The 26,566-nt window shown below is 63.4% G+C and carries 21 protein-coding genes; 7 read left to right on the top strand and 14 right to left on the bottom strand.

Annotated features, from left to right (window positions below):
* Positions 1-59: 59 nt before the first annotated feature.
* Positions 60-1,643 carry an MltF family protein gene (locus DWB85_RS02345; protein WP_117952592.1) on the bottom strand — a complete coding sequence of 528 codons (1,584 nt, stop codon included), beginning with the start codon at positions 1,641-1,643 and terminating at the stop codon, positions 60-62.
* Between the two features lie 217 nt (positions 1,644-1,860).
* Between DWB85_RS02345 and DWB85_RS02340 the strand changes: the two genes are divergently transcribed.
* Positions 1,861-3,354: a sodium:solute symporter family transporter gene (locus tag DWB85_RS02340; RefSeq protein WP_117952591.1), complete on the top strand. Its 1,494-nt coding sequence runs from the start codon at positions 1,861-1,863 to the stop codon at positions 3,352-3,354.
* 35 nt (positions 3,355-3,389) lie between these two features.
* On the opposite strand, the gene DWB85_RS02335 is transcribed toward DWB85_RS02340, so the two are convergent.
* The 9 genes from DWB85_RS02335 to DWB85_RS02295 all read right to left on the bottom strand — a co-directional run bounded on the left by DWB85_RS02335 (position 3,390) and on the right by DWB85_RS02295 (position 15,330).
* Positions 3,390-4,568, bottom strand: coding sequence for a serine hydrolase domain-containing protein (locus DWB85_RS02335; protein ID WP_117952590.1), 1,179 nt, complete (start codon positions 4,566-4,568; stop codon positions 3,390-3,392).
* A gap of 8 nt (positions 4,569-4,576) precedes the next feature.
* Positions 4,577-6,202 (bottom strand): tetratricopeptide repeat-containing sulfotransferase family protein, encoded by a 1,626-nt coding sequence (locus tag DWB85_RS02330; RefSeq protein WP_117952589.1) that lies wholly within the window; start codon positions 6,200-6,202, stop codon positions 4,577-4,579.
* Between the two features lie 103 nt (positions 6,203-6,305).
* Entirely contained in the window at positions 6,306-8,804 is a 2,499-nt protein-coding gene (locus tag DWB85_RS02325) for a TonB-dependent receptor (RefSeq protein ID WP_117952588.1), read from the bottom strand.
* Between the two features lie 118 nt (positions 8,805-8,922).
* The gene (locus tag DWB85_RS02320) at positions 8,923-9,789 is read right to left on the bottom strand and encodes a carbon-nitrogen hydrolase family protein (RefSeq protein ID WP_117952587.1); all 867 of its coding nucleotides are present in this window, start codon (positions 9,787-9,789) and stop codon (positions 8,923-8,925) included.
* Between the two features lie 81 nt (positions 9,790-9,870).
* The gene (pdxR, locus tag DWB85_RS02315) at positions 9,871-11,724 is read right to left on the bottom strand and encodes a MocR-like pyridoxine biosynthesis transcription factor PdxR (protein WP_117952586.1); all 1,854 of its coding nucleotides are present in this window, start codon (positions 11,722-11,724) and stop codon (positions 9,871-9,873) included.
* A gap of 41 nt (positions 11,725-11,765) precedes the next feature.
* Positions 11,766-12,515: an SDR family NAD(P)-dependent oxidoreductase gene (locus tag DWB85_RS02310; RefSeq protein ID WP_117952585.1), complete on the bottom strand. Its 750-nt coding sequence runs from the start codon at positions 12,513-12,515 to the stop codon at positions 11,766-11,768.
* Positions 12,516-12,524: 9 nt separating this feature from the next.
* Positions 12,525-13,508, bottom strand: coding sequence for an NAD(P)H-quinone oxidoreductase (locus tag DWB85_RS02305; RefSeq protein ID WP_117952584.1), 984 nt, complete (start codon positions 13,506-13,508; stop codon positions 12,525-12,527).
* A 2-nt stretch (positions 13,509-13,510) separates the two neighbouring features.
* Complete coding sequence (locus tag DWB85_RS02300) at positions 13,511-14,506, bottom strand: branched-chain amino acid aminotransferase (RefSeq protein WP_117952583.1); 996 nt, start codon at positions 14,504-14,506, stop codon at positions 13,511-13,513.
* A 176-nt stretch (positions 14,507-14,682) separates the two neighbouring features.
* On the bottom strand, positions 14,683-15,330 hold the full coding sequence (locus tag DWB85_RS02295; protein WP_162845979.1) for a TetR/AcrR family transcriptional regulator: 648 nt from the start codon (positions 15,328-15,330) through the stop codon (positions 14,683-14,685).
* A 113-nt stretch (positions 15,331-15,443) separates the two neighbouring features.
* On the opposite strand from DWB85_RS02295, the gene DWB85_RS02290 reads away from it, so the two are divergent.
* The 4 genes from DWB85_RS02290 to DWB85_RS02275 are packed head-to-tail and all read left to right on the top strand — an operon-like array spanning position 15,444 to position 19,672.
* Entirely contained in the window at positions 15,444-16,658 is a 1,215-nt protein-coding gene (locus DWB85_RS02290) for an amidohydrolase family protein (RefSeq protein WP_117952581.1), read from the top strand.
* Between the two features lie 46 nt (positions 16,659-16,704).
* Positions 16,705-17,706, top strand: a complete 1,002-nt coding sequence (locus DWB85_RS02285; protein ID WP_117952580.1) for a Rieske 2Fe-2S domain-containing protein — start codon at positions 16,705-16,707, stop codon at positions 17,704-17,706.
* Positions 17,703-18,482, top strand: a complete 780-nt coding sequence (locus tag DWB85_RS02280) for an acetoacetate decarboxylase family protein (RefSeq protein WP_117952579.1) — start codon at positions 17,703-17,705, stop codon at positions 18,480-18,482. Before DWB85_RS02285 ends, DWB85_RS02280 begins: the two co-directional genes overlap by 4 nt.
* Positions 18,483-18,502: 20 nt before the next feature.
* Positions 18,503-19,672: an MFS transporter gene (locus tag DWB85_RS02275; RefSeq protein ID WP_117952578.1), complete on the top strand. Its 1,170-nt coding sequence runs from the start codon at positions 18,503-18,505 to the stop codon at positions 19,670-19,672.
* Positions 19,673-19,687: 15 nt separating this feature from the next.
* On the opposite strand, the gene DWB85_RS02270 is transcribed toward DWB85_RS02275, so the two are convergent.
* Positions 19,688-20,029 (bottom strand): c-type cytochrome, encoded by a 342-nt coding sequence (locus tag DWB85_RS02270; protein WP_162845978.1) that lies wholly within the window; start codon positions 20,027-20,029, stop codon positions 19,688-19,690.
* A 132-nt stretch (positions 20,030-20,161) separates the two neighbouring features.
* On the opposite strand from DWB85_RS02270, the gene DWB85_RS02265 reads away from it, so the two are divergent.
* Complete coding sequence (locus DWB85_RS02265) at positions 20,162-21,016, top strand: sugar phosphate isomerase/epimerase family protein (RefSeq protein WP_133300549.1); 855 nt, start codon at positions 20,162-20,164, stop codon at positions 21,014-21,016.
* A 69-nt stretch (positions 21,017-21,085) separates the two neighbouring features.
* A complete protein-coding gene (locus DWB85_RS02260; protein ID WP_117952575.1) occupies positions 21,086-22,291 on the top strand; it encodes an iron-containing alcohol dehydrogenase in 1,206 nt (401 codons plus the stop codon).
* Between the two features lie 150 nt (positions 22,292-22,441).
* On the opposite strand, the gene edd is transcribed toward DWB85_RS02260, so the two are convergent.
* The 3 genes from edd to zwf are packed head-to-tail and all read right to left on the bottom strand — an operon-like array spanning position 22,442 to position 26,380.
* Positions 22,442-24,250 (bottom strand): phosphogluconate dehydratase, encoded by a 1,809-nt coding sequence (gene edd, locus DWB85_RS02255; RefSeq protein WP_117952746.1) that lies wholly within the window; start codon positions 24,248-24,250, stop codon positions 22,442-22,444.
* Positions 24,250-24,933, bottom strand: coding sequence for a 6-phosphogluconolactonase (pgl, locus tag DWB85_RS02250; protein ID WP_117952574.1), 684 nt, complete (start codon positions 24,931-24,933; stop codon positions 24,250-24,252). The genes edd and pgl overlap by 1 nt, the downstream gene beginning before the upstream one ends.
* Positions 24,926-26,380 (bottom strand): glucose-6-phosphate dehydrogenase, encoded by a 1,455-nt coding sequence (gene zwf / locus DWB85_RS02245; protein WP_117952573.1) that lies wholly within the window; start codon positions 26,378-26,380, stop codon positions 24,926-24,928. The genes pgl and zwf overlap by 8 nt, the downstream gene beginning before the upstream one ends.
* Positions 26,381-26,566 lie beyond the last annotated feature (186 nt).

Here is a 26,566-nt window from a genome sequence, read left to right as displayed (position 1 = left end):
CCAGAGCGGTAAAGCCGTGCTGGTCGTTTGCACCCCTCTCCAGACCGTAAGGGGTCTGTCTAGTCACCCGCGGAACGGTACGGCGTCATGCCCGCCCGTTCCCGGGCCCGGGCGTGGCGCGCCTGCTGTTCCTGGGTGTAGCGGTAGGCGATGTAGTACTTGTAGATGTTGGACACATACTGCACGGTTTCCCTGCCGATTTCCCTTGCCGCCACCAGTTCCACGTTATCGAACCAGACGTTGGGGTCGTAGCCGAGTTTCTTCGCCTTGTTGCGCATATTGATCATCCGCGAGGGGCCGGCGTTGTAGGCGGCCAGGGCGAGCAGGGTCTTGTTGGGGGGCTCGATGGCCGGGTCGTTGAAGTAGCGGCTGCGCAGGAAGTCCAGGTACTTGATGCCCGCGTGAATATTGGGTTCGACCTTGTGGATATCAGCAATACCCACGTTCTTGTCCTCCGCCGTGGTGGGCAGTAGCTGCATAACGCCGATCGCCCCGGCTCCGCTGCGCGCGTTCTGGTCCAGCCGTGATTCCTGGTAGCCCTGGGCGGCGGCGATCAGGTAGTCGACACGGTACTGCTCGCCGTACTGCTGGAAGATATGCTCGAGCTCGAGAAAGCGCTGGTAGTCACTGTCATCCAGGGCGCTGGCGGCCCAGTCGAAATCGCGGATATAGCGGTTCTTGAGCACGTTGCCTATCAGCGTGCCCTCACGGTTCTTTTTCAGGAAGTCATTGAGCGCCGATTCCAGCAGCGGGCTGTCCTCGCGGAATGCCCAGGCAATCCGGCCACCCTCCCGGAAGACAATGTCCGGGCGCGCCCGGGTATTGGTGAACACGTCCTTCCACAGCTCCAGCTTGTAGTCGTCGACAATTGCCCAGGGCAGCAGGCCCTTGTCGACCATTTCGATGAGGTCGTCGTCCTCGAGGAATTCGGAGACCAGTTCGATACTCACCGGTTCCCTGCCAGCCGCTTCCAGCCGCTCGTTGAGGCTGTCAACGCTTTCCCGGTAACTGCTCGAGTGGCGAACGTAAATGGTTTGACCGGACAGGTCCTCGATGGAGTCCAGCGCCGCAGCCTTGGGGCCGGTAACCAGGATCTCGGACAGGGGCTTAGTGGCCGGGATGCTGAAATCCATGATCTCGGATCGTTCCGGGGTGATCGACAGGCTGGCGTTGATGATATCGCCGTGCCCCGCCAGCAGCGCCGGTATCAGCTGACTGCGGGCCATGGGAATGATCACCACGTTGACCCGCACTGACTTGCGCTCCAGCCGCTTGTTGATGAAGTTTTCGAAGCGGGTGGCCATCTCCTTGACCAGGCCTTTCTCCTCACCGTTGTCCTCCAGGTAGTAGCGCCCGGGGCTGTATACGGTGAGCATCCGGATTACCCGCATCTCTTCCATCTTGTCCAGGTCGCCAATCCAGGGATCGCGAAAACCGTGAATGTTGTCCAGCTTGTCTTCACCGGCGATGGGAGCAATTGAGGGCCCGGCCGGGGCTCTCTTGCCTGGTGACTGGGGGTTCGCGGGTGTTTCGTTGGCCGCTGCTGCAGCCGGTGGTTCAGAAGGCGGCGGTTCCGCGGCGTCGCCGCAGGCGGTGAGGAATAACAGGCTGGTCAGGCAGAGTAGTCTGGTAAGGTGCATCATCGCTGGCTGTTGTTGGTTGATTCACGTCCCGGGCCCACCCGTGGGCGCCCCGACTACATCATCACCCCAGCGGCTGGCATTGGCAAGAGACGCCGGTAATTGGCACCATTGCGCGTGTTTATCTGGCGCTACTCCCGGTTCCGGCAGTTGCTATGGTAAGCCCTGTGGCGGGTGCAGTCGGCAATGGGGCACGACTGACCGGGTTGGAACGTGGTTTATGTCTGAACAGACGGTAATACTGGCTGGGGTCTGCCTGTATGTGGTGTTGATGCTTGCGGTTGGCCTGTTGGCCGCCAGGCGCTCCAGTTCCATGCAGGACTTTGCGGTGTCCGGGCGTACCATGTCGCTTACGGTCTGCTCCATCTCCATTGTCGCCACCTGGTTTGGCAGCGGTCCGATGATGGGGTCTGCCGCCGCCGCATACGCGGGTAATGCCCTGGAGGTGCTGCGCGACCCGCTGGTTTCGGGGGTATCCCTGTTCATTGCCGGCTTCTTTTTTGCCCGCACCTATCGCCGCTCCCGACGCACAACCAGCATCGAGTTTGCCGAGATCCGCATAGGTCCCCTGGCCGGCGTTATCGGCTCGGTGGTGAACCTCATCGCCGGGACCATCTGGCTGGGCGGCGTGCTGTTCGCCTTCGGTGTGGTGTTCGAAACCCTCACCGGCCAGCCGGCGGCCACGGGCATTCTGGTGGGTACCGCGGTGATTGTCGTCTACACCATGTTCGGCGGTTTGCAGGCGGTGGCGGCCACTGACGTGCTGCAGATGCTGTTTATCGTGATCGGCGTGCTGGTTCTGTTCGTGGTGGTGCTGGTCGACGCCGGCGGCTGGAGTGAGGTGGCGCCCCAGCTGCCCGCCCACGCCTTCGACTTTACCCCCCAGGGAGATAGTTTCAGCGACTGGTTCAGCTACCTGCAGGTGTGGTTTTCTTCCGGGCTGGTGGCTATTGGCACCATGTCGCTGGTGCAGCGGGCCATGGCGGCCCGGGACGAATACGTGGCCCAGAACGCCTTCTACATCGGCGGTAGCGTTTACCTGATTTTCGGCATGGTGCCGGTCACCCTCGGCTATATCGCTACCGTGTCCATGCCCGGTGTTGAGGATCCCAATGCCATCATTCCGCTGCTGGCGATCGAGCACCTGCACCCGCTGCTGGTGGCCATCTTTGTCGGTGCCGTGGTGTCCGCCATCATGAGTACTTCCGACAGTATTTTGCTGGGCTGTGGCACGATTATTTCGGTCAACCTGCTGCCCAGGGTGCACGCCAGGCCGAGCGAGGAACTGAAGCTCCGCGTCGCCCGCTGGTCGGTGCCGGTAATGGCAGTGGTCGCCCTCTATACCGCCTTCAATACGGCCACGGTAATTTCCGCCATTGCAGCGGCGATCTCCCTGGGATTTGCCGGCCTCTCCGCTCCGGGAATTCTCAATATCTGGTGGCCGAGGCTGACCAGCGCCGGCGGTTACAGCGGTATCTTCGCCGGCTTTGCCACCTTTGCCGTGGTCAAGCTGGCGCTGCCGGCGTTGCCGGCTGACTTTATCGGTTTCTGGGTATCCCTGGTGGTGGCGGTGCTGGTCTCGCTGGCGACCCGGAAGAGCTCGCCGCCGAAGCTGCTGACGGATGTCGACGGGCAGCCGCTGGACCTGCATGACCGGATGGGTACCCTGCCGCTGCTGCGCACCCGGGCACTGGCCGAGCGCCTGCGCGATTAGCGGACGACCATTGCCGGGCGGAACCTGGAAGGCAGCTATTCTGTCGCGGCGACCGCGGCGACAATAGCCCTGAAGGCGGCGGCCTGGGCGGCCCAGTCGCGCTTGTCGCTGGCCTGCTCCCGGGCGCTGTGCTGGGCGATCACGACATGGTGTTCCGGGTCGATGTAAATCGACTGGCCGAAGATCCCGCTGGCTTCGAAAGCGCCATCGCTGCCCAGCCACCACTGGTAGCCATAGCGGGGATTGGCCAGCGACGGTGTCACCGAATCGGCCATCCAGCCCGGCGCCAGCATCTGTTCCCCGCTGGCGAGTCTGCCCCCGGCGAGGGCGAACAGGCCCAGCCTGCCGAAGTCACGCAGGGTGGCGTGCAGGCTGCTGCCGCCAAATTCCCCGGCGTCAGCGGCGGTCAGCTGCCACCAGCCATCGGCCTCCATACCGAAGGGCCGCCATATGCTGTCGCCCAGGTAGGTGGCGAGGTCCATGCCTGTGGCCGCGCGCACCAGGTCACCCGCCAGCTGGGTTTCGGCGGTGGAATAATTGAATTGTTTGCCCGGTGGCGCCACGCGTTCGCTGGCCTGCAGGTAGCGGTAAAACTGCTCGCGGCGCCAATCTATGCGGTTGATGTCGGATTCCGGGTCGGCATAGTCCTCGTTCCAGCCCACGCCGGATGTCATCTGCAGAATATGACGAATGCTGACGCCATCATAGGCAGAGCCGCGCAGCTGTGGCAGGTAGCTGGTGACAGCCTCGTCGACGCTGGCGATATGACCGTCGGCGATAGCCGTGCCCACCAGCATGGAGGTGATGGACTTGGTCACCGAAAACCCGTTCCACACGGAATGGCGCGTATTGCCCAGGGCGTAACGCTCGTAAACGATGGCGCCCTGGTGCAGCACCAGCAGGGCGGCGGTGTGGAACTGCTGGAAATAGTCATCGATGGTGAGTGACTGCCCCTGGTGCCGGAAGGTGACAGCGTCCAGCGCCACCGGGTGCCGGTCCAGCGCCAGCATTCGCTTGCCGCTCGCCACCCGGCGCAGCGGGAACAGCAGCTGCGGATTGCGAAAGCCCGCTACTTTCTGCCGCGGTGACCAGAACAGGATATTGTCCGGCTCGCCCAGGTGGCGGTGGTCCCCAGCGGGCTCGATGTGCGGTGCTTGCGCCAGCGCAACGGCGGTGATGAGCGTGGTGCTTAGCGCGATGACAGTCTTTTTCATCTACCGGGTCAATCCAGCTGTGGATCGATACCTTCCGCTTCCAGCGTGCTGATCAGCGGCGCCAGCTGCTTCCGGTACCTGCGCCAACGGCCCACCGAGCTGGTGTAAAGCGGACGCCTCACCTGGCTTGCACTGGCCGTGGTGGAGGCCTGCCGGTGCTGGTGAAAGTCCAGGCAGCCGGGTTCCCAGGGGAGTTCGCAATAGTCCAGCAGTTGTCGCGCCTGGGTTTCGGGGTCGGTCACGAGCCCCTCGTAGGACTGCTGGTGGATGACGCCGGGAATGGCCTCCTGCCAGTGCGTCATCAGCCGGTGATAGGCGGCATAGTAGCGGCCCAGTTCTTCCAGGTCGTAGGAGAAGGGATAGGCGTCGGCAAACAGTGTCTTGTAAATGGCAAAGCAGGTGTCCAGCGGGTGTCGCTGCAGGTGGACGATTTTCGCCGCCGGCAGGGCCAGGTGAATCAGCCCGGCATAAAGAAAATTGAGGGGCATCTTGTCGATGAAGCGCTCGGTCCTGCCGCTGAGGGGGCGGGTGCTGTCGATGTACTGCTCGCCCAGCAGGCTGAAATCGATTCTGGTGCTGGCCGCGACCCGGTCGAGCTTGGAAATGCCCGCCTGCGCCTGCCCGGGGGGCATCTGCCGCATGGCCTCCCGGCTCATTTCCAGGGCGAAATTGTTGAGTTCCCCGGCACTGCTTACCTGGCTGTGGCTGGCCAGTATCCGCTCCACCAGGGTGGTGCCGGTGCGCGGCATGCCGAGCACGAATATTGCCTCGCGGTTGGCGCAACTACCCTGGTGGTCGCGCAGGAACGCCCGGTGGTAGTGGCTGGCGATGGCCTGCATGGTAGCGATATCGCCGGCCACGTCGTAACGCATGCGCTGCCGGCGCGCCGCGGCAGCGCGCTGCAGGTGCTGGAAGGCCGCGGGCCAGTCCTCCAGGTCCTCGTATTCCTTGGCCAGGGCAAAATTGAGCTGCACCCGGGCACTGTGATTGTCGCCGTGGCGCGCCAGCGCGCTGTGCAGGGAATCCAGGTTATTGTCCTGCGGGGTCTGGGTGCCCAGGTCGGAGCGCAGTTTGTAGGCCTCGAAATCGGCGGGGTTGAGGGCGATGGCTTGTTCCAGCGCCTGCCTGGCGGCAGCGAAGTTGCCGAGAAAGCGGTGTACGCTGGCCAGGTTGTAGTGGTGCTCCGACTCCCGGGGCTCCAGCCTGGTCGCGCGCTGGTAGTGGTGCAGGGCGCGTTCGTGCATGTCCAGCCGGGACAGCTGCAGCGCCAGCTGCGCGCACTGGAAGCCGCTGTCCATGTCCAGTTCATCCAGCGCTTCCAGCAGCGGCCGGGCGCTCCGGGTGTCGCCCAGGCGCATCAGGCAGACCGCTTTCTGCAATTGCCAGCGCGGCTGCTCTGGCTCCAGGGCAAGGGCCCGGTCGATGGCCTGTAGCGCGCCCCGGGCATTGCCCACCCGGGCCGCCAGCTGACTGGCGGTATACCAGCCGGAGGCGAACCCGGGGAACTGGCGGTTGAGCTGGCGGCAGCCATCTATCGCCAGGCGGGTGTTGCCCCTGGCGATGGCGGCCAGCACCCCGGCTTCCAGCCGGGCGGGACTGGCGCCGTCCTGGCTGCCCCGTACGGTATCACTCATGATGCAGATTATGCTGCCGCTGAACAGACTTGGCCATAAAAAAACCGGGCACGCGGCCCGGTAAGCACTGCCACTCCAGGTAGGGCGGAGCGGCAAGCACGGTTCAGAACCGGTAGTTGGCGGTCAGGCCGATAGTGCGCGGCTGGGTAATCATCTGCCGGTTGCCGTTGCCGTACCAGTTCTCGAAGTTGCCGGTGTCGTAGCTCCAGTAACTCGCCGGGAAGGAGCCGGTGACGCCGTCCTCGTCACCCAGGTTCTTGCCGTAGAGCGATACGTCCCAGTGCTCCGTGACCAGGCCCAGTGAGCCGTTGAACAGCCAGAACTCGTCGTGGACCTCGTTGAGCAGCGAGTCCTCGTCGATAAAGTTCTCGGATTCGGACTGGTAGTAGGCATTCGCTCTCAGTACCACATCCATCCCGCCGGACAGCTGCCAGACATAGTCCAGTGAGCCGCTGAACACATTTTCCGGAGTGCCCGGCAGGGTCGAACCTTCCGGGGCGATCAGGGCGCCGGTCTGGCTGCTGACGAAATCCTTCTCCAGCTCTGCTTTCACGTAGGTGTAGCCCAGGTGGTAGCCCAGCGCATCGGTGATCTTGCCGTTCAGTTCCAGTTCCACGCCCGAGGTGGACGCTTCGTCACCGTTGTCGGCCATATAGAAGCCGTACCAGGCGGAGGTGGTATTCAGCTGCGGGTCCTGCCAGTCGACGTAGAATACAGAAACCGTGTAGGCGCTGCGTTCCAGCTGCCCCTTGATACCGATCTCGTAGTTGTTCACCGAATCGGAGTCAAAAGTGCGGATTGCCTCGGCGTTGGGCTCGCCGAAGTTGTCGCCGTTCTCAAAACTCGGGATGGCATTGGCACCGCCGCGCCGGTAGCCCTCTGAGTAGGTGGCATAGACCATGCTGTTATCGCTCATGTCCCAGGACAGGTTGAGCTTGAACAGCAGGTCATCGTCCTCGTCGGTAGACTGGGGTGCCCTGGGTGAGGTGGCGCCCAGTCCCAGTGGGAAGCCAAGTATGGTGTCGTTTACCGTCTCGTTGTCGAACCAGCGGAAGCCACCGGTCAGGCGCAGGGTGTCACTGAAGTTGTAGGTAAGCTCGCCATAAATTGCCAGTTCCTCAAAGGTCACGTCGCGCCGGTACTCCAGATCGCGTTCACTCAGCTCGGGGTAGAGCTTGGGCCAGAAGTTGTCGCACACCGGATCGCCGGTATCGGCGCAGGCGATGCTGAACTCGTTCATGCCCGGGTTGTAGCTGTCCTGGAATACGGTCTGGTCCTGGTCGAGGTAGAAAGCGCCCACCAGCCAGTCGAAATTGGCCACTGGTTCGTTGGAGACCAGGCGCAACTCCTGGACGAAGGTCTCGTCGGTATAGCCGCGTTCAGCGCGCTGCGCCGGGCGGGGCCAGCCCGAGTAGCCGAAGGCGGTAATCCAGTCGCGGCTGGCTTCGGGTACTTCCTCGCCGCCGCTGACCCAGAGCCCGCCGTTATCACTCTCACCGTAGCCCTCGTGGTCGTACCAGGAGGAGTTGGAGGTCAGGGTGGCAAAGCCAAGGTCCCATTCGACGTCCAGGCTGAACAGGTCCACCTCGCGCTCGGAGGGTTCCAGCAGCACCTGGCCACTCTCGTGATCGCCGTACTCAAAGTAGAGTTCGGAATTCTCGGGCTGGTTATTGTTACCCTCGGTGATGGCGCGCCGGGCGCCGATCTCGTCTTCCTGCCGGTGATAGCTTGCGATCACGCTCAGCTCGTCGCTGATATCCCAGCCGGCTGCCAGGCGCATGTAGTCAATCCTGACATCATCCGCGTCCTCCTCGTTGCTATAGCAGGCGCCGTTGTTGAGCACCGCGTCATTGCTGGCATCACGGGGGCTGACACAGCCACCGTCGGTGGCAACCAGTGGTTCCCCGAACTGGTTGAGCTGGTAGGCATTGACGTAATCGATAACGCCGTCGTTGTCGATGCGGCCAACCGAGCCCCGCAGCGCGAAGGAATCTCCCAGCGGCAGGTTGATCATGCCGAACAGGTCTGTGTTGTTGCCCTCCGAACCCGAGGTTTCGCCGTAGCCGGCGGTGAGCTGCCCTGCCAGTGCCTCCGCGGTCGGCTTGTTGGTGATGTAGCGTACCGTGCCACCCAGCGAGCCAGACCCATACAGTGTGCCCTGGGGGCCCCGCAGGACCTCGACCCGCTGGATGTCGCGGAGCACGAAGTTGGCAAACAGCGGGGTGTTATCCACGTAGGTGGAGACAGTCGGCACGGCGTTGAGGGCGATGTCGCCGTTGAGTCCATTATCCACGTTCAGGCCACGGATGATGATGCTGTTGACGGTGCCGGAATTGCGGTAGCCGCGGTCGACAACCGAGACCCCGGACATGGCCCTGAGCAACTCGGCCTGGTCGGTAATCTGCCGCGCTTCCATATCGGTGCCGCTCATGGCGGAAATATTGTAGGGGATATCCTGCATCGACTGCTCACGCGCGGAGGCGGTCACCAGCACTTCCTCGAGTGTGTCGGGCTGCGCCAGTGCGCTGGCCGCGGTGAGCGCTGAAGCCGCGCTGATGGCGGTTGCCAGCAGTTTTTTACTAAACCTTTGCTGTTTGTTCATATGATCCCCCGGGATGACTTACAGGATTTTTACTGTCGCTTATTGTCTGCTTACTGCGCCTGCCGGTTAACTTACCTAAGTCGATTGCCGCGACGTAGGGCCAATTACACGCTGCTCGTTAGTCCAGTTTGCCCCCACGGCCAGCGGCCGGTTTGACCAGCGGCCCCAGCCTGGCGGCGGCGCCTGCCGGCGCCGCGTCCCGGTACACGGGAAACTCCGCACCCGAATCGCGCAGGCTCTTCAGGGTTTGTCCCAGACCCATGACACCGCGCTCCCTGACCTGGGCCACCCTGGCGATATCCAGTTCCAGGGGGATTGTTTCCTGCAGTTCACCGGCCTGGTGGATCACCTTGCCGTCGGGGCCGACCACAATTGAGCGGCCGTTGCCGAGCTGGCCCGCCACGTTGACGTTGACCACGTAACACTGGTTGCTGATGGCATTCGCCCGCGCCAGGCAGAGTTCAAGTTCCCGGTCGACGGTGTTGGTCATGGTGGGGCAGAGCAGTACCTCGGCTCCCATCCACGCCAGTTGTCGCGCGGTTTCCGGGAACCACTGGTCATAGCAGATTTGGAAGCCGAAACGCCCGGCCCCCGGAACATCGAAGACCAGGAAGTCGGTGCCGGCGGCGATGTTTTCTTCATAGGGGCAGAACGGAAACATCTTGCGGTAGCGACCGGCCACCTTGCCTTCGGGGTCGATGGCCATGGCGGTGTTGTAGATGTGGTCGCCCTTTTTCTCATACACGCTGCCAGGCACCAGCCAGATGCCGTGCTCGCGGGCGATGCGGCAGTAAAAATTCTCGATGTCGCCCGGCAGCTCCTGGGCAAAGGACTTGTCGGCGCCGAAGGTCGCCAGCTCGCCAATCACCACCATCTGTACCCAGGGGAAGAGTCGCAGGGTCTTCTCTATCTCTTTCTGGATGAGATAGCGATTGTCCTTGCCGGATACTTCCAGCTGTAGCCCGGCAATGGCAAATTGACTCATCGGCTGTCCTCCGTTGTGTGCCGGTGAAAGCTTGAAACCAGACTCTATGGAAAAAGATGAAGCCTGAGGTAGGGCCAGTTGTCAGGCGGTTGTTAGGCCAGATGCGATTTGCGGGTCCGGTTCGCTGTCTCGCTGCGGGATATAGCGGTCTATCAGCCAGCCGTCCTCGTCGAACAGCTTGAGGATATTGCCCTCGCGGCGCACGTCGTAAATACCGGTTTCTCCCCAGGCCCAGCGACCCCACTGGCGGTGCCAGCGATCCTCCTCTATCCACCACTGCCCCTGGTCCCGGTCTTCCGCGGCATAGCCAGCCTTGCCGACCAGCGAGCCGTCGTCACAGATCTCAATGGTGCAGGGATCGCCGTAGGCGATGATACTGACCATGACCTGGCCCGCCAGCGCCTCGCGCAGGGCGGCGCCGGTAAGGTGCTCGCCGCGGGCGCTGTCGAAGGTTTCGGTCTTGTTTTCCGTGAGGTCGTGGAACAGGTCGCGCAGTGCCAGCACCCCGTCGCGAATGGCGTCGTGGGGGATGCTGGTTACGCCCATGCGGAAACAGTTGCGGGGCGCGTTAGCGGTGGCGTAATAGTGGTCCACCGGTTCGATCAGTATGCCGCGCCTGGCTGCTTCCCCGGCCACGTATTTCACGTCCAGGTCCTCGGGGCCCTTGACCCAGAGCGAGGTGCCGCCCTGTGCCGGCGCCATTTCCACGTAGAACAGCATGTAGTAGTTGAGCGCGCGGCGCAGCGCTATCCAGCGCTGCTCGAAAATCCGGTGCAGGTGCATGAGGAAGCTGTCGTAGTGGCCCAGGGAAAGAAAGAACGCTGCAGTGCGCTGGTTGTTCAGCGGCGGGTGGCGCACCATCAGCCGGCGCAGTTTGCGCGCTTCCGCGATGACTTCCGGTGCCGCCACCATGAAGCCCAGGCGCAGGCCGGGAGACAGCACCTTGGACAGGCAGGACATGTAGATGACCCGGTCCTCGCCATCCATGCTGCGCAGGGCCGGGTGGGGCGAGCCGAGGTAATTGCTCTCGAACTCGAAGTCGTCTTCGATGATCAGCGCGTCAGTGGCGCTGGCCCGGGCCAGCAGGGCTTTCCGGCGCTCACTGGACATGGTCACGGCGGTCGGGGTCTGGTGGCTGGGGGTGACATAGATCAGCGGGCAGTCATCCAGCCTGTCATCGACAACCAGGCCCTCCTCATCCACCGGCTGGTAGACGACAGGGGCGCCGCGCTGGGCCAGCAGCCGGCGCATGCCCGGATAGCCCGGCTCCTCTACCGCCACCGCCACGCTGGAGTCGACCAGCAGTTCGGTAGCCAGGTACAGTGCCTGCTGGGTGCCGACAGTGACCAGGATTTCCTCCGGGCGGGCCTGGATGCCGCGGCGGGGCAGGATTCGCGAGCGAATCTGTTCGATCAGCATGGGGTCGTCAATATCCCCGGTTTCACCGGCCCAGGTGTTGATTTCCTTGACCCCGAGGGCCAGGCGGCTGGCCTCCCGCCATTCCTTCACCGGATACAGGGAGTGATCGAACTGGCCCTCGATGAAAGGGTACGGATACTGCTGCCAGTTGGGCGGGCAACTGAAATCGTGGCTTGGCGTGGCGGAGTTGCGGAAGCGCTGTCGCCAGCGGTCGCTGGCCTGCCGCCGGCGCTGCTGGAACTGGGCCGCCGCCACCTGCCCGCTGCGGATGTCCTCGTTGACGTAGAGCCCGCTGCGCTCGCGGCTGACCAGGTAGCCCTCGTCTGCCAGTTGCTGGTAGGCGAGCACCACGGTGTTGCGGGCTACCCCCAGCTGTTCCGCCAGTTTGCGCGAAGAGGGCAGTCGCTCTCCCCGGGGGAAGTTGCCCAGGGTGATGGCTGCCACCATTTTCTGGCGGATCTGCGCCTGCAGGTTGAGTTCGGAATCCGGGTCGAGATAAATAATGGCGTCGCTCATGCGCCGATATTACTCCACGCCGGCAGCAGAGCAAGCCGGCGCTAGCCGGCGGTCTGGGCGCCGTCTATCGGCAGGCCGATGCCATTGATGAAGCGCGCCTCGGCAGAGGCCAGGTAGGCGACGCTGGCGGCAACCTCCTCTGGTTCGGCGCCCTCGGCCAGGGGCATCAGCCTGGCCATCAGTTCCGGGTCGACCTTCTCCGGAAACTGGAAGTTGGCGGACAGGGGGGTCTTGACCAGCCCCGGGCAGACCGCGTTGACGCGAACGCCCTGGCGGGCGTACTCGATCGCCAGCGACTTGCTGAACATCAGGACGCCGGCTTTGGTGGCGCAGTAGGCCGAGTTGTAGGCCTGGCCCACCAGGCCGGCGCTGGAGGACATATTGACGATGTTGCCGCCGCTCTCCACCAGGTGGGGCATGGCGGCGCGGCACATGAAAAATACGCCGTCCAGGTTGATGCCCACCGCCCGGTGCCACTGTTCGTCGGTAATGCTGGTGAGGTTTTCGCAGATCGCGATACCGGCGATGTTGCACAGTACATCGAGCTTGCCGAAGGCCTCCACACAGGCTGCTACGGCGTTATTACAGGCGGCGGAGTCGGTGACATTGAGCTCGAAGCTGCTGCTGCGGCTACCCTCCGGCAAGGCGGCAACAGTCCCGGCGAGGCCGTCAGGGTTGATGTCGGCGAGGAACACGGCGGCTCCCTCGGCGGCCAGCCGAATAGCGGTGGCGCGGCCAATACCCGAAGCCGCACCGGTCACCAGTGCAACCTTGTTGTCGAATCTCTGCATTGTGTTTCCTCAGGTTCGGAGAACGATCTTGCCCATGTGAGCGCCACTTTGCATGTAATCGTGGGCCTTGGCCACGTCGGCCAGTTCAAATACCCGGTCGATTACCGGTTTGATGCTGCCGTTTTCCAGGTGGGGATAAATATGCTGGCGCAGTTCCGCGCACATCAGCGCCTTCTGGGCAAAACTCTGCGCCCTGAGGGTAGAGCCGGTGAGGGTGAGTCGCTTCAGCAGCAGCGGGGCGAAGTTGACCTCCGCCTGGAAACCGCGAATAAAGGCGATACACACAATGCGGCCTTCCGGCGCCGCCAGATTCAGGTTCTTCTGGATGAAGTCACCGCCGGCGAGATCGAGGATCACATTCATGCGGTCGCGCAGTCCGGCGTCGATGCAGGCGGCCTCGAAGTCCTGGATCTTGTAGTTGAAGGCCCTGCGTGCCCCGAGTGCCTCCAGGGCGGCGCATTTCTCGTCGCTCCCGGCGGTGGTGTAGACCTCGCCACCCATGGCGCAGGCCATCTGGATACCCAGGGTGCCGATGCCGCTGGCACCGCCGTGAATCAGTACGTTTTCACCGGGCTGCATGGCGGCACGCTGGAAAATATTGTGCCAGACCGTCAGCAGGGCCTCGGGCAGGGCGGCAGCCTGGGTCATGTCCAGTCCTGCGGGAACGGGCAGGCACTGGCCTGCCGGCGCCAGCGCCAGGTCGGCATAGCCGCCGCCGTGGGTGAGGGCGCAGACCGGGTCCCCGGGCTGCCAGTCGGTGACACCAGCGCCGACGGCGAGCACGGTACCGGCGACCTCCAGGCCCATAATGGGTGAGGCGTCTTCCGGCGGCGGGTACAGCCCCGCCCGCTGCATCAGGTCGGCGCGGTTGATGCCGGCCGCGGCTACCTTGATCAGTACTTCTCCGGCGGCCGGGTCGGCAATGCTGTCGCTGGCGAGCGCCAGGCTGCGGTCGTCGGGGTTGATGTCTATGTAGCGGCGTGTATGTGTCATGGTCACGCCGCCAGCGCCACGCGCCAGCCGTGGGGGTCTGCCGCCTCACCGCTCTGGATGGCGCAGAGTTGCTCCCGCAGGCGGGCTGACCAGGGCCCCATCTGGCCGTCGCCCACCTGTACGCTGGCGCCGTTATAGACTAATTCGCCTACCGGGGTCAGTACCGCGGCGGTGCCGGTGAGCGCGGCCTCGCCCCTGGGGGCGCGTTCGAGCAGCTCGTCCACGGTGAAGTCACGCTCGCTGACCTTGAGGCCGGCGTCAGCCGCCAGGGTGAGTATGCAGTCGCGAGTGACCCCGGGCAGGATCGAGCCGTCAAGCGGCTTGGTCAGCAGTTCATCGCCGTCGATGAGGACAAAGTTGGCGGCGCCGGTCTCCTGGACAATGCCTCCCGGGGCGAACAGCACCTGGTCGGCGCCCAGTTCCTCCCGGGCAAGGACGACCTGGCGCATGGCGGCGGCGTAGTTACCGCCGGTTTTGACCGCGCCAAAATTAGGGGTCGAGCGCTGGGCATGGTCGTCTACCTTGACCCGCAGGGGCTTGAGGCCACCGGCGAAATAGTCGCCAACGGGCGAGGTGAGCACGAAAAAGGTGGCTTTCTGGGTGGGTCGGGCCGCCGCCCCGATGTCCTCCTCGGTGCCGAACAGGGTGGGGCGCAGGTACAGGGCCCCGGGGTAGGCGGGAATTTCGTCCCTGACCGCGGCCACCGCCATGTGCAGGGCGCGGTTGAGGGTGGCCGCGTCGGGTACCGGCAGCAACAGCTGGGCGGCGCTGTTGATCATCCGGGCAACATGCCGGTCCGGGCGGAACAGGTGGATCTCGCCGCTGTCGGTGCGATAGGCCTTGAGTCCCTCGAAGCACTCGCTGGCATAGTGCAGTACGTGGGTGGCCGGGTGCAGCGAAAACGGTTGTACGGGCACCAGAGCCAGCTCGGACCAGTGCCCGTCCTGGTAAGTGCCCAGTATCATTTTTTCGGTAAATTCAGTGCCAAACGCCGCCATTGCCAGGTTCTCGAAAATCAGTTGCTGAAACGCGCAATAATACCCCTAGATGCCCGCCTGTGGGCATGGCGGTGGTAATAAATGCTAAAAATATGTCACAGCGCGCCAGGCCTGTTACTGCTTTTCCGGGATATGCAGCCTGCGCGGTAGCGGGGCGATGGGCCATGGCGCCGGGCTTACCCGCTGTCTTTACAGATCAGCTGCTCGAACAGCTCGCGGGCCTCCTCCAGCCGGGAAAATACCGGGTAGCTGCTGTCCAGGCACCAGCTGATGGTCAGCATGTTCAGGGTGCCCACCACCATCGTGGCGAGGGTTTCCGGGTTGAAGCGGGTATTGATGTCGCCGAGTACCGCTCCGGCCTCGATCAGCCGGGTAAAGCTGGTCATGGCGGAATGCCCCAGCTCCCGCTGTTTGTCCGGGTCCTCGGCGAAAGCCGTGGGTCCGATGAGGACAAGCTGGCGGTCGATATCGCTCATGGTGGAGAAGCTGGACTCGATATAGTCGATCATCGCTTCCAGCCGGCCACGGGTGGAGGCACTGGCGGTCATCAGTTCCGCCAGCATGGGTTCGGAGCGGCTGTACAGGCGGTTGATGCCAAGTCCGCCGAGGAGGGCGTGCTTGTTGGTGAAGTGGCCGTAAAAGGTGCGCCGGGCAACGTCTGCCTCGAGGCAGATTTGTTCGATGCTGGTTTCCTCGATGCCGTGCTGCTGGAATAGCCGGTAGGCGGCGTCCTCGATGCGCTGGCGGATTTCCTGTTTGCGCTTTTCGCGGCGCCCCAGGGGGGCCTCAATGGTGTCCATGAAATAACCGTAATGCTGTTGCATTCGCAGGGGCATTAAACTATTTTGTATACAAATGTGCAAGTTTGCCCGTTTGTTGCGCAAGCTAAGCGATAACTCGAATAAATGAAATTTAACGCCAATACGTGAACCCAGACATGTCAGACAAATTGCTGGTGGTCTCCACCGATTGCCATGCCGGCCTGCCCATTGCCGATTACAAACCTTATGTAGAAAGCAAATACCACGAGATGCTGGACATGGCGGTGCCTGTCACCGTCGAGATGATGGAGAAGTCGGAATCCCAGTTCCTGATCAAGGAGATCAATGACGCCTGGCGGGCGCCGATACAGCAGCAGCTTACCGGCGCCTGGGATTACCGCGAACGGGTAAAGATGCTGGCCAATGACGGCATTGCCGCCGAGGTCATATTTCCCGATGGGATTACCGAGAAAAACACGCCGCCATTCGGCGCCGGCCTCGGACTGTCGCCGAAAGACATGGTGCCGGAGCTGCAGTGGGCCGGGGCCATGGCCCACAATCGCTGGCTGGTGGAACTGTGCGCCAATGATCCCGCCCGGCACATTGGCGTGGCCTCTATTCCCCTGCTGTGGGACGTTGACCAGGCCGTGGAAGCGGTGCGCTGGTGCGTGGACAATGGCCTGCGGGCGGTGATGATACCGACCCTGTGGGGTGAGCACGATGCCTACCACCATGTGAAATACGATCCGTTCTGGGAAGTCTGTGAGGACCTCGGGGTGATCGTCCATTTCCACTCCGGGCCGGCACCGCATGCCGAGTATTTTGGCGCCGGCTTTCCCGCCGAGGACAATCGCGAGCAGCTGCCCGGTGCCATGGGCGTTTATGTGTCCGAGGTCATGTGGTGGCTGTATCGCCCCCTGACCTTCATGATCTGGGGCGGTGTATTCGAGCGCTTTCCCGGGCTCAAGGTGATGATTGTCGAAGGGGGCACCATGTTCATGCTGCCTCCCTGGCTGCGGCTGATGGACTTCCATTACAGCGAGGGCCAGATATCCGCCAAGTTGGGCAATTTCCGTGAGCACCTGTCGCTGAGGCCCAGCGAGTACTACCGTCGCAACATCGGCATCGGCGCCTCCTGTGTGCTGCGGCCGGATATCGATATCCGTGACGACATCGGCCTGGATAAAATCATGTGGGGCAGCGACTACCCGCACCCGGAAGGCAGCTGGCCCAACACCGCGCAGTATTTACGTGACACTTTCGGCAATCTGCCGGAGGAGGACGGACGCAGGATTCTCGGCGAGAACGCCGTCGAGTTTTACCGCCTGGACCGGGTCCGCCTGCAGCAGGTGGCGGCAGAGATAGGCCCGGACGCATCGATTTTCAACTGAAGCAGGCCGTGCTGAACCAACGTCGGCACGGCTATGGAGAGCACGCATGACTATCGTCGAAGCCTGTGAATCGAAAACCAACAGTACGCCCGGGTTTCCCATGGGCTGGTTCTCGGTAGAGCGCTCGCACCAGCTGGCTATCGGCGAGGTCAAGCCGGTCAAGGCCTTTGACCGGGAGCTGGTGCTGTACCGCACCCGCTCGGGCAAGGTCGCCCTGCAGGATGCCTTCTGCCCCCATCTGGGCGCCCATCTGGGTCACGAGGGCAGGGTGATCGGCGAGACGCTGCGCTGCCCGTTTCACGGCTGGCAGTTCAATGCCGGCGATGGCAAGTGCGCGAAGATACCCTACTGTGAGGAAATCCCCGAGCGGGCCCGCATTCGCACCTGGCACACCGAGGAGAAAAACGGTGAGGTGTATGTCTGGTTCCACCCGGAGAACACGGCGCCACAGTGGCCACTGCCAGACCTGCCGGAACTGGGCGATCCAGCCTGGACCGCGCCCCGTTACACCGAGCATCTGGTGCCCGCCCACGTGCAGGATATCTGCGAGAACTCCTGTGACCCGGTGCACTTCGCCTACGTGCACAGCCAGATGCAGATTCCCGAGTCCGAGGTCACCATAGATCCCGATGGCCGCACCATGCATCTGCATTCGGAGATGAAAAACAACGATTACCCCAGTCACCTGCATGCCACGACCTACAGCCCGGGGTTCGCCCTGGTGCGCACCACTTACGGTCCCGGTGCCGAGATGATCATGTACAACAGTCCGCAACCCATCGATCGCCAGCAGACACTTATGCGCTGGACACTTATTGTGCGCAGGGAAATCGAGGACCTGGCTGGCGACGACGTGATGAAAGGCATTATCGACGGCCTCAGCGATGATTACCCGATCTGGGCCAACAAGGTGCACAGGCATCGCCCGGTGTTCTGCCGGGAAGACAAAACCCTGGTGACCTTCCGCAAGTGGGTGCGCCAGTTTTATATCACCGCGGAGCACGGGCCCGAGGCGAAACCCCAAGACAATAAAAGGATAAAACCATGAGCAACCAATCAGGTGCACCCCAGGGCAACCCCGGCGATATCGTCAACTGGCCCATGCTGAAGATTGTCTACCGCACCGACCCCGAGGCTATCGCCAGGCTGTTACCACCGGGCATCGATCCCGGCGCCAGGCCCCACGTTAATCTCACCATTTATAACTTCCCGGTCCCCGATGAGCCCGAGTACGGTATCGTCACCACTGTCGATGCCGATTACCAGGGGACTGCAGGCGAGTACACGCTGGGCTATGGCATAGACCAGGAGTCGGCCATATTTATCAGCCAGGAAACCAATGGCCAGCCCAAGTATCCCTGCACCACCGAGTACTATCGTCTGGGGCCCCAGGTCAGCGCCCGCTGCATCCACCAGGGCTATACCTTTGTCGAGTTCAAGGGTGTGTCCACCGGCCCGGTGGAAACTGAGGAAGAGTGGGTGCAGAACGAGTGGTGGCTCAAGTACTCCCGCGCCGTCAGCGTCGGCGGCCCGGCAAGCGGCTTCGATTTCCCGCCCCACGTGGTGCATGTCATGAGCAAATACGGCACCGCCTGGAAAGAGGAGGTGCGGGGCGAACTGCTGCTGCGCGACAGCCCCTGGGATCCGCTGGCCAGTCTCCTGCCCCTGCGCGAGCAGGTTTCCGCCCACCTCTGGTGGCCAATCTTCCTCGACCGCCAGATCACCCTGGCCGGGGAACTGGACGCTGAGGCTTTCCTGCCCTATGCCGATACCATTTCCGGTTCCCGCTGGCCGGGGGAGAATGGCGGTCCGAAACGCAGCTGATCGCTGCGGCTGACCCCCACATGCAAACCCTGAGAGCCTGGCTCCCCGCCCTGGCGGGGATGACCTGCCTGGGCCTTGGCCCCGGCCTGATTTCCCTGTTCGGCTTCTTTGTCGAGCCGGTGGCGACGGAATTCAGCGTGGGCGTGGCCACGGTCAATATTGCCCCGGTGGCCCTGTTGCTGGTGCCGGGAATTATCGCGCCCATGGTTGGTCGCCTGGTCGACAACTGGCCGATCCGGCGGATGCTGCTGGGGGGCAGTGCGTTTGCCATGGTGTCACTGTTTGCTGTCAGCCAGTCCTCCACCCTGTGGCAGGCTGGCCTGGGATTTCTCGGCTTTGCCATCGGCATAACCTTCTATGGCCCGGTGGTGGTCAACGGGCTGATGGTAAAGTTATACGCCCACCAGCAGGGGCGGGCGCTGGCGATTGCGGCGCTGGGTATCAGCGTCGCCTCGGCGACCCTGCCGCCGGTTATCGGTGCGACCCTGGCGTGGCTGGACTGGCGCCAGACCCTGGCGGCCATGTCCCTGTCACTGCTGGTTGTGTTGTGGCTGTGGGTATGGCTGGCAATCCCGCGCGCAGCCGGCGCGGGGCCGGCGTCGGTCGAGCGTGCCGCAGACCGGGGTTTCTATCGCCAGCCGCAGTTCTGGCTGGTGGGAACATGCGTTGCGTTGACGCTCAACGTGATGGTCATTCTGGCCATTTGCTATCCACCGCTGTTTGCCACCCGGGACTTCAGCGTCATCGAGGCCGGCCTGTTCCTGGCGATGGCGGGAATCGCCGGCGCCCTCGGCAAACTCACGGTCGCCCTGCTGGCGGACGTCTTCCGGCCCCATGCGAGTTTTTTTGCCGCCGGCCTGTTATCGCTGCAGCTGGCGGGCATGCTGCTGTTGCTGCAGGCCGGAACTACGGTCCTGGTTGCTGCCAGCGTGGCGCTGATCGGTTTTAGTGCTGGCGCGTTCCTGCCCATTCATCCCTACCTCAACAGCCGCTACTTCCCGGCGGAGGTTATCGGCCAGGTCAATGGTGCCCAGGCTCCGCTGTTCCTGCCGCTGGGCCTGACCGGGCCGCCTCTGGCAGGTTATGTCTATGACCGCACGGGCAGTTATGACCTGGTGCTGGCGGGGCTTGCGGGTGTGTTGCTGGTGGCGGTGATAACGGTGCTGTTGCTGCCCCGTTCCCGCTTTTGACCGCGCGCGTGCCGCTCAGTCTGCCGTCATTTCCGGGTGAGTAATGGTCAGCATGTATTCCGCCGCGGCGCCCACGTCGTAGTCAGTGGCGTGAGTGGCGTCGCCCCTGGCTGGCATTTTCAGGTAGCCTTTCTCCGCGTGCCTGGTCAGCACTGCCTGCCACAGGTGGGAGCGGTCGGCCCAGTCATCTTTTTGCCCCACAACGGGGGCTCCGTCCACGCCGGCCTGGTGGCACCGGGCGCAGATCAGCTCATAGGCGCGCTTGCCGTCTTCCATCCGCTCGGAGCTGGCCGCGCTGAGCGCCGAGGCCACCATCAGCGCGGTGACCGCCACGGCAGCAGGAACAGGCTTTTTCATATCGGTAATCTCCCCGGTGACTGCCTTGCAGTGTAGCAGAGCCCGGCGGGGGGGCGGTGCCAATGCAATGACAAGCATGGCGGTACCTGTCATGCTTGCCCATTCGGCCACGTCTGGCATAGCGGGGAACAGGTGGACGTCAGTATAGGCATGGACATGCGGCTGTGGGGAGACAGCACGGGGGTCGCGCAATTACCGGTGCTGGAACTGCTGGCAGAGCAGGGCTACCAGGGCGTGGAGATTCCGGTTTGCGGCCAGGGCAGTTCCGCACTCAAGCTGTTGCGGGTAGCCCTGGAAGAACTGGACCTCGAGGTCACTACCAGTACCCGCCTGCCGCCGCAGGCAAACCCCGTATCGCCCGATCCCGCTGTGCGCCAGGCGGCGCTTGACTACCTGCGGGCCCGGGTCGATGAATCTGCGGTACTCGGCAGCAGCATGCTGGCCGGAGGCCTGTTCCAGGCCCAGGGTGTATTCAGCGGCAAGCCCCCCAGCGATCGCGAGTGGGAGTGGAGCCGGCAGTGCCTGCGTGCGGCGGCAGAATACGCCGCCGGTATGGGTATTTCCCTGGCAATTGAATTCCAGAGCCGCTTCGATGCCCACCTGATCAATACCGCCGCGGACGCCGCCCGCATGTGCCGCGATATCGGCCTGGGTAACGTCGGTGTGCTGTACAACACCTTTCACGCCCATGTCGAGGAGTTCAATCCCGCCCGGGCCCTGCCCGCCGCCGGGGAGCAGCTGCTGCACGTCCGCCTCAGCGAAAGCCATCGCGGTGAGCTGGGCCGGGGCCAGGTACAGTGGCATGAAACCTTCGCCACCCTTGACTTCCTCGACTATCGTGGCTGGCTGATGGTGCAGGCGCTGGCCGTCGGCGCGGAAGCCGTGACTCCGGAAAACATCTGGCGCAATAGCTTTGACAGCCGGGAACAGTTGAGCGCCGACGCCATTCGCCTCATTCGCCAGATATTGCGCATTCAGCGCCAGTAGTTTGACTTTGTCCACCGCAAAGGGACGAACGCACGAGTATAATCCTGCCAGAACACAAGGAAACCATTGATGTCTGCATTTATCCGCAAGCTCCGTCACCGCTTTTACCTCATCATGCTCCGAGTCATTACCGGGATCCTGCCGGGCTCGAGTCATACGGCCTTTGTGGGTCCTGGCAGCAGCCGGCAACTGGGCCAGCACATTGCCCATCTCACGCCGCGCAAGGTGCTGATTGTTACCGACAAGCCCCTGCGCGATCTGGGCATTGCCGAGACCGCCGCCGCGGGCCTGCTGGAGGCGGGGGTGGACTGCGCCTGGTTTGACGGGGTGCTGCCAGACCCGACCTACGAGCAGGTCGATGCCGGGCTGGCGGTGCTGAAGCAGGAGAATTGCGACACCCTGCTGGCCATCGGTGGCGGCTCGGTAATGGACTGCGCCAAGGTGATTTCCGCCTGTGCCACTTCCGACCAGTCCCCGCGGGACTGGGTCGGCATGGGCAAGGTCAAGCATGAGCTGTTACCGATTTACGCCATTCCGACCACCGCCGGTACCGGCTCGGAGGCAACCTCCGGGGCGGTGATCAAGGACGCACAAACCGGGGAGAAGGTCGTGCTGTCGGGCCCGGGAATGATGCCCCGGGCGGTGGCGCTGGACGCCGCACTAATGGCGGGGCTGCCGCCGCACATTACCGCCGCCACCGGCATGGACGCGCTGACCCACGCGATCGAGGCCTATATCGGGGTGTGGGAGCGGGGCGCGCGCCTGGATTATGGCCGGATTTCGGTCAAGCTGGTGTTCGAGCACCTGGTCAATGCCTACCAGAACGGCGACAACGCCCAGGCCCGGGAAGGCATGGCCATGGCGGCCTACTATGGGGGCATGGCGATCAACCAGGTCAACGTCGGCAATGTGCATGCGATAGCCCACCAGATCGGCGGCAAGTACGGTATTCCCCACGGTCTGGCCAACGCGCTGATACTGCCCCATGTGCTGGAATACTGCCGGGAGGAAGCGCAGCCGCGGCTGGCCGAACTGGCACTGCTGATCGGGGCCGGTGAATCCGGGGAAGCGGAGGGGCAGCTGGCGCACAAGTTTATTGCCGCGGTGCGCGAGTTGCGCACCCAGGTGGGTATTCCCGATCGCTCAGACCTGATCCGCCGCGAGGACCACACCGCCCTGACCGACGCGGCCATCGCCGAGAGTATTGCCTACCCGGTGCCGCGCTTGCTGGATGAAGCCAGTGTCATGGACATACTCGGCAAGATTAGCGAATAGCGGTGATCGCGCAATAGCCGCTGCGCGTCGGGCGCCCCTGCCCGGGTATCCCGTGCCATCAGGCGAGGACTATTGCTCGCCAGGTCTGGGGCGCTTCATTGGTCGCTGTCCCGATGCCGGGGCATTGCGCCGGAAAACCCGGGCCGGTGATCAAAAAACGCTGGCGCCTGACTCCGCATCGGCCACCGCGCGACGCATATGGGCGAACAGCTCACGTCCCACACCACTTTCACTTTCCATTGAGGTCCGGGTGACGGTTTCCCGGGCCTGCCACTCGGCTTCCGGCACGACAACGCTGAGTTCACCTTTATCCGCGTCCAGGCGCAACATGTCGCCATCGCGCACCCGGCTGATGGGGCCGCCACCCAGTGCTTCCGGGGTGAGGTGAATGGCCGCCGGCACCTTGCCGGAGGCGCCGGACATGCGCCCATCGGTTACCAGCGCGACCTTGAAGCCCCGGTCCTGGAGAATGCCCAGGTAAGGGGTCATTTTATGCAGCTCGGGCATGCCGTTGGCTGCGGGACCCTGGAAGCGCACCACGGCGATGACATCCTGCTCCAGTTCGCCGGCCTCGAAAGCCGCCGCCAGCCCGGTCTGGTCCGCGAATACCCGGGCCGGCGCCTCTACCACCCGGTGCTCCGGCGCCACCGCCGACACCTTGATCACGCTGCGGCCGAGGTTGCCCTGCAGCAGCCTGAGGCCCCCCTCCGGGGAGAAGGGCTGGTCGGCGGGCCGCAGCACCTCGGTATCCGCGCTCTCGGTCACGCCCGGGATGTAGTGCAGCCTGCCGCCCTCGAGTTGCGGTTCCTGGCTGTAGCGCGATAGCCCTGGCCCCCAGTTGGTGTTCACGTCCTCGTGTAACAGGCCCTTATCCAGCAGGGTGCGGATGACGTAGCCGGTGCCGCCGGCGGCGTGGAAATGATTCACGTCGGCGCTGCCGTTGGGATATACCCTGGCCACCAGCGGGATGATGGCGGACAGGTCGCTGAAGTCCTGCCAGTCGATGAGTATGCCCGCCGCCCTGGCGATAGCGATCCAGTGAATGCTGTGGTTGGTGGAGCCGCCGGTAGCCAGCAGACCGACCAGCGCATTGACGATGCACTTTTCATCGACGATGTCCGCCAGCGGGGTGTATTCATTACCCAGAGCGGTGATTTTGCACAGCCGCTGGGCGGCGGCGCGGGTCAGTTCCTCTCGCAGCGGCGTCCCGGGCGGTTCGAAAGCGGCGCCGGGAATGTGTATGCCCATCACCTCCATCAGCATCTGGTTGCTGTTGGCGGTGCCGTAAAAGGTACAGGTGCCCTTGCCGTGGTAGGCGGCGGACTCCGCTTCCAGTAGCACCTCCCTGCCCACCTTGCCCTCGGCGTACTGCTGGCGCACCGCGGCTTTCTCCTTGTTGGACAGGCCCGAGGTCATCGGCCCGGCAGGGGCGAAGACTACCGGCAGGTGGCCGAAGGACAGGGCGCCAATCAACAGGCCGGGCACAATCTTGTCGCACACCCCCAGACAGAGGGCGCCGTCAAACATATTGTGGGACAGGGAAATCGCCGTGGCCGCGGCTATCACATCGCGGCTGAACAGGCTCAGCTCCATCCCCGCCGTGCCCTGGGTGACCCCGTCGCACATGGCGGGAACGCCGCCGGCGACCTGGGCGGTGCAGCCCACCTCGTGGGCGGCCTGCTTGATCAGGGCCGGAAAACTCTCCAGCGGCTGGTGCGCCGACAGCATGTCGTTGTAGGCGTTGACGATACCGATGTTGGCCGACTCGGTGAGCTTCAGGGCCTGCTTGTCCTGCTCACTGCAGGCGGCAAAACCGTGGGCCAGGTTGGAGCAGGAGAGCGCGCCGCGCAGGGGGCCCTGGCCGCGCATGCGATCGATTTTTTCCAGGTAAGCGGCGCGGCTGTCGGCGCTGCGCGCGCTTATGCGTCGGGTAATGGCTGTCAGTCTTGGATCGGTCATCAGGGTGCCCACCAGATACTTGCAGGATTGTCCTGCTGTTCGCTTATTGCGGCAATGGGATAGCCCTTGTCGCTGGCCTCGGCCAGTACCGCGCGTTTTTCCTCGCCGGTGATATGGATGATAATCTCGCCGGCGGCGAGAATGGCCGGGAGGGTAAAGGTGATGCGCTGGTGCGGCGCGGTGACCGGGTCACTGCAGGCCAGCAGGGCTTCGCCCTGCGGGTCCAGCAGCTCGGCCAGGTTACTGGCCCGGGGAAACCAGGACGCGGTGTGGCCGTCACCGCCCATACCCAGCACCGCGCAGGTCAGTGGCAGCGGTAGCGGGTCCAGGCGCGCGCTCACCTCCGCCAGTCCGGCGGCTGCCTCCGTGGCGGAACCCTTGAGGCCGATAAAGTTGGCCGCCGCCGCGGCGTTCTGCAGCAGCTGTTCGCGGACCAGCTTTTCATTGGAGTCGGGGCTGTCGGGGTCCACCCAGCGTTCGTCCACCAGGGTGATCCATACCTGCTCCCAGGCCAGCTGCTGGCGTGACAGGGCGGCGAACATCCCCGCCGGCGTGCTGCCGCCGGATACCGCCAGGCTGGCGCTGCCGCGACGCCGAATATCCGCCGCCAGCCGTCCGGCGATATGCGCCGCCAGCGCCGAATCCAGTGCCGATCGCTCGCTGAAGTGGTGTAGTTCACTCATGCCAGCTGCGCCCGTCCACGGCGATCAGTGCCGTTGCCGCGTTGGGGCCCATGGTGCCCGCGTTGTAGGGCTTGATGGCGCTACCGTTATCATCCCAGGCCGCGATGATGGAGTCGATCCAGTGCCAGGCGGTTTCCACCTCGTCGCGGCGCATGAACAGGGTCTGGTCACCGTGGATGGCGTCCAGCAAAAGGCGTTCGTAGGCATCGTACTTGTCCCGCTTGTTCTGCGACTCGTCTGTCAGGTGCAGCTCTACCGGCTGCAGGCGCAGTTTGCTGGTGAGCCCCGGTTTCTTGTTCACCGTGTGCAGGCTGATGCTTTCCTCGGGCTGCAGGTGAATCACCAGCTTGTTGGTGAGCTCCTGGGGATCGTTGGCGAACAGGGAGAAGGGCTGCTGCCGGTACTCGATAACAATCTCCGAATAGCGCCGCGACAGGCGCTTGCCGGTGCGCAGGTAAAAGGGCACGCCGGCCCAGCGCCAGTTGTTGATGCTCGCCTTCAGGGCGACGAAGGTTTCGGTATTTTCGGCGTCGTGGAAGGCGTCTTCCTCAAGAAAGCCCTTGACCGCCCTGCCACCGACCGCACCGGCGGTATAGCGCCCGCGCACGGTGCGCTCCTTGACGTTGCTCTCGGTAATCGGTTCCAGACAGCGCAAGACCTTCATTTTCTCATCGCGGATGTCGGTGGCCTTGAGGGTGGCCGGCGGTTCCATGGCCACCAGCGACAGTACCTGCAGCAGGTGATTCTGCACCATGTCGCGCAGGGCACCGGTGTCGGCGTAGTAGCTGCCCCGGCCGGCCACCCCGATCTCCTCGGCCACGGTAATCTGTACGCTGCTGATAAAGGTGTTGTTCCACATGGGGTGGAACAGCTGGTTGCCGAAACGCAGGGCCAGCAGGTTTTGCACGGTCTCCTTGCCCAGGTAGTGGTCTATGCGGAAGGTGGCCTCCTCGTCGAACACCCGGGCGACCTGCTGGTTGATGCTGCGACAGGACTCAAGGTCGTGCCCCAGGGGCTTTTCCAGTACCACCCGACTGGCGTCATTGACAACGCCGGCGTCCTGCAGCTGCTGGCAGATCTCGCCGTAGAGGGAGGGCAGCGTGGCCAGGTAGTAGAGTCGTCCCGCAGTGTCAGCGGTACCCAGCAAGCGGGCCAGCTGGCGGTAGTCGTCCGCATTGTCGGCATCTATCTTGACGTACTCGAGCCGGTCGCGAAATGCCTCCCACACGGACTCATCCCAGTTCTCCCGGGGCAGGTATTTTTCCAGGTTGGCCTGGGCTTCAAGGCGGAACGCCCCGGTTTCCATCTCGCCGCGTCCGGTAGCGATGATCCGGTTGAGGCGGTCTGCCAGGTTGTGGCGCTGGAGCTGGTAGAGGGCGGGCAGCAGTTTGCGGGTGGATAAATCCCCGGTGCCACCAAAAATGACCAAATCGACCTTCTGACTCATACAAAAGCTTCCTCAAGACAGAGTAAAAACATTTTTGTGTGTCGTAAAATGTTTGCGGGCGCAAACAGTTTTTTTTGGCGGTGATTCGGTCCGCAGCATTCTGTGGCTGCTGGAGAGGAGCGAATGGTAACAGAATTTCCCTGCCCTCGTCTTGGCGAATTTAGGGACTTTTTATTGCGGCGTCTG

This window comes from Seongchinamella sediminis (assembly GCF_003457605.1).
Lineage (GTDB): Bacteria > Pseudomonadota > Gammaproteobacteria > Pseudomonadales > Halieaceae > Halioglobus > Halioglobus sediminis.
This window is presented reverse-complemented; position numbering and strand designations above follow the sequence as displayed.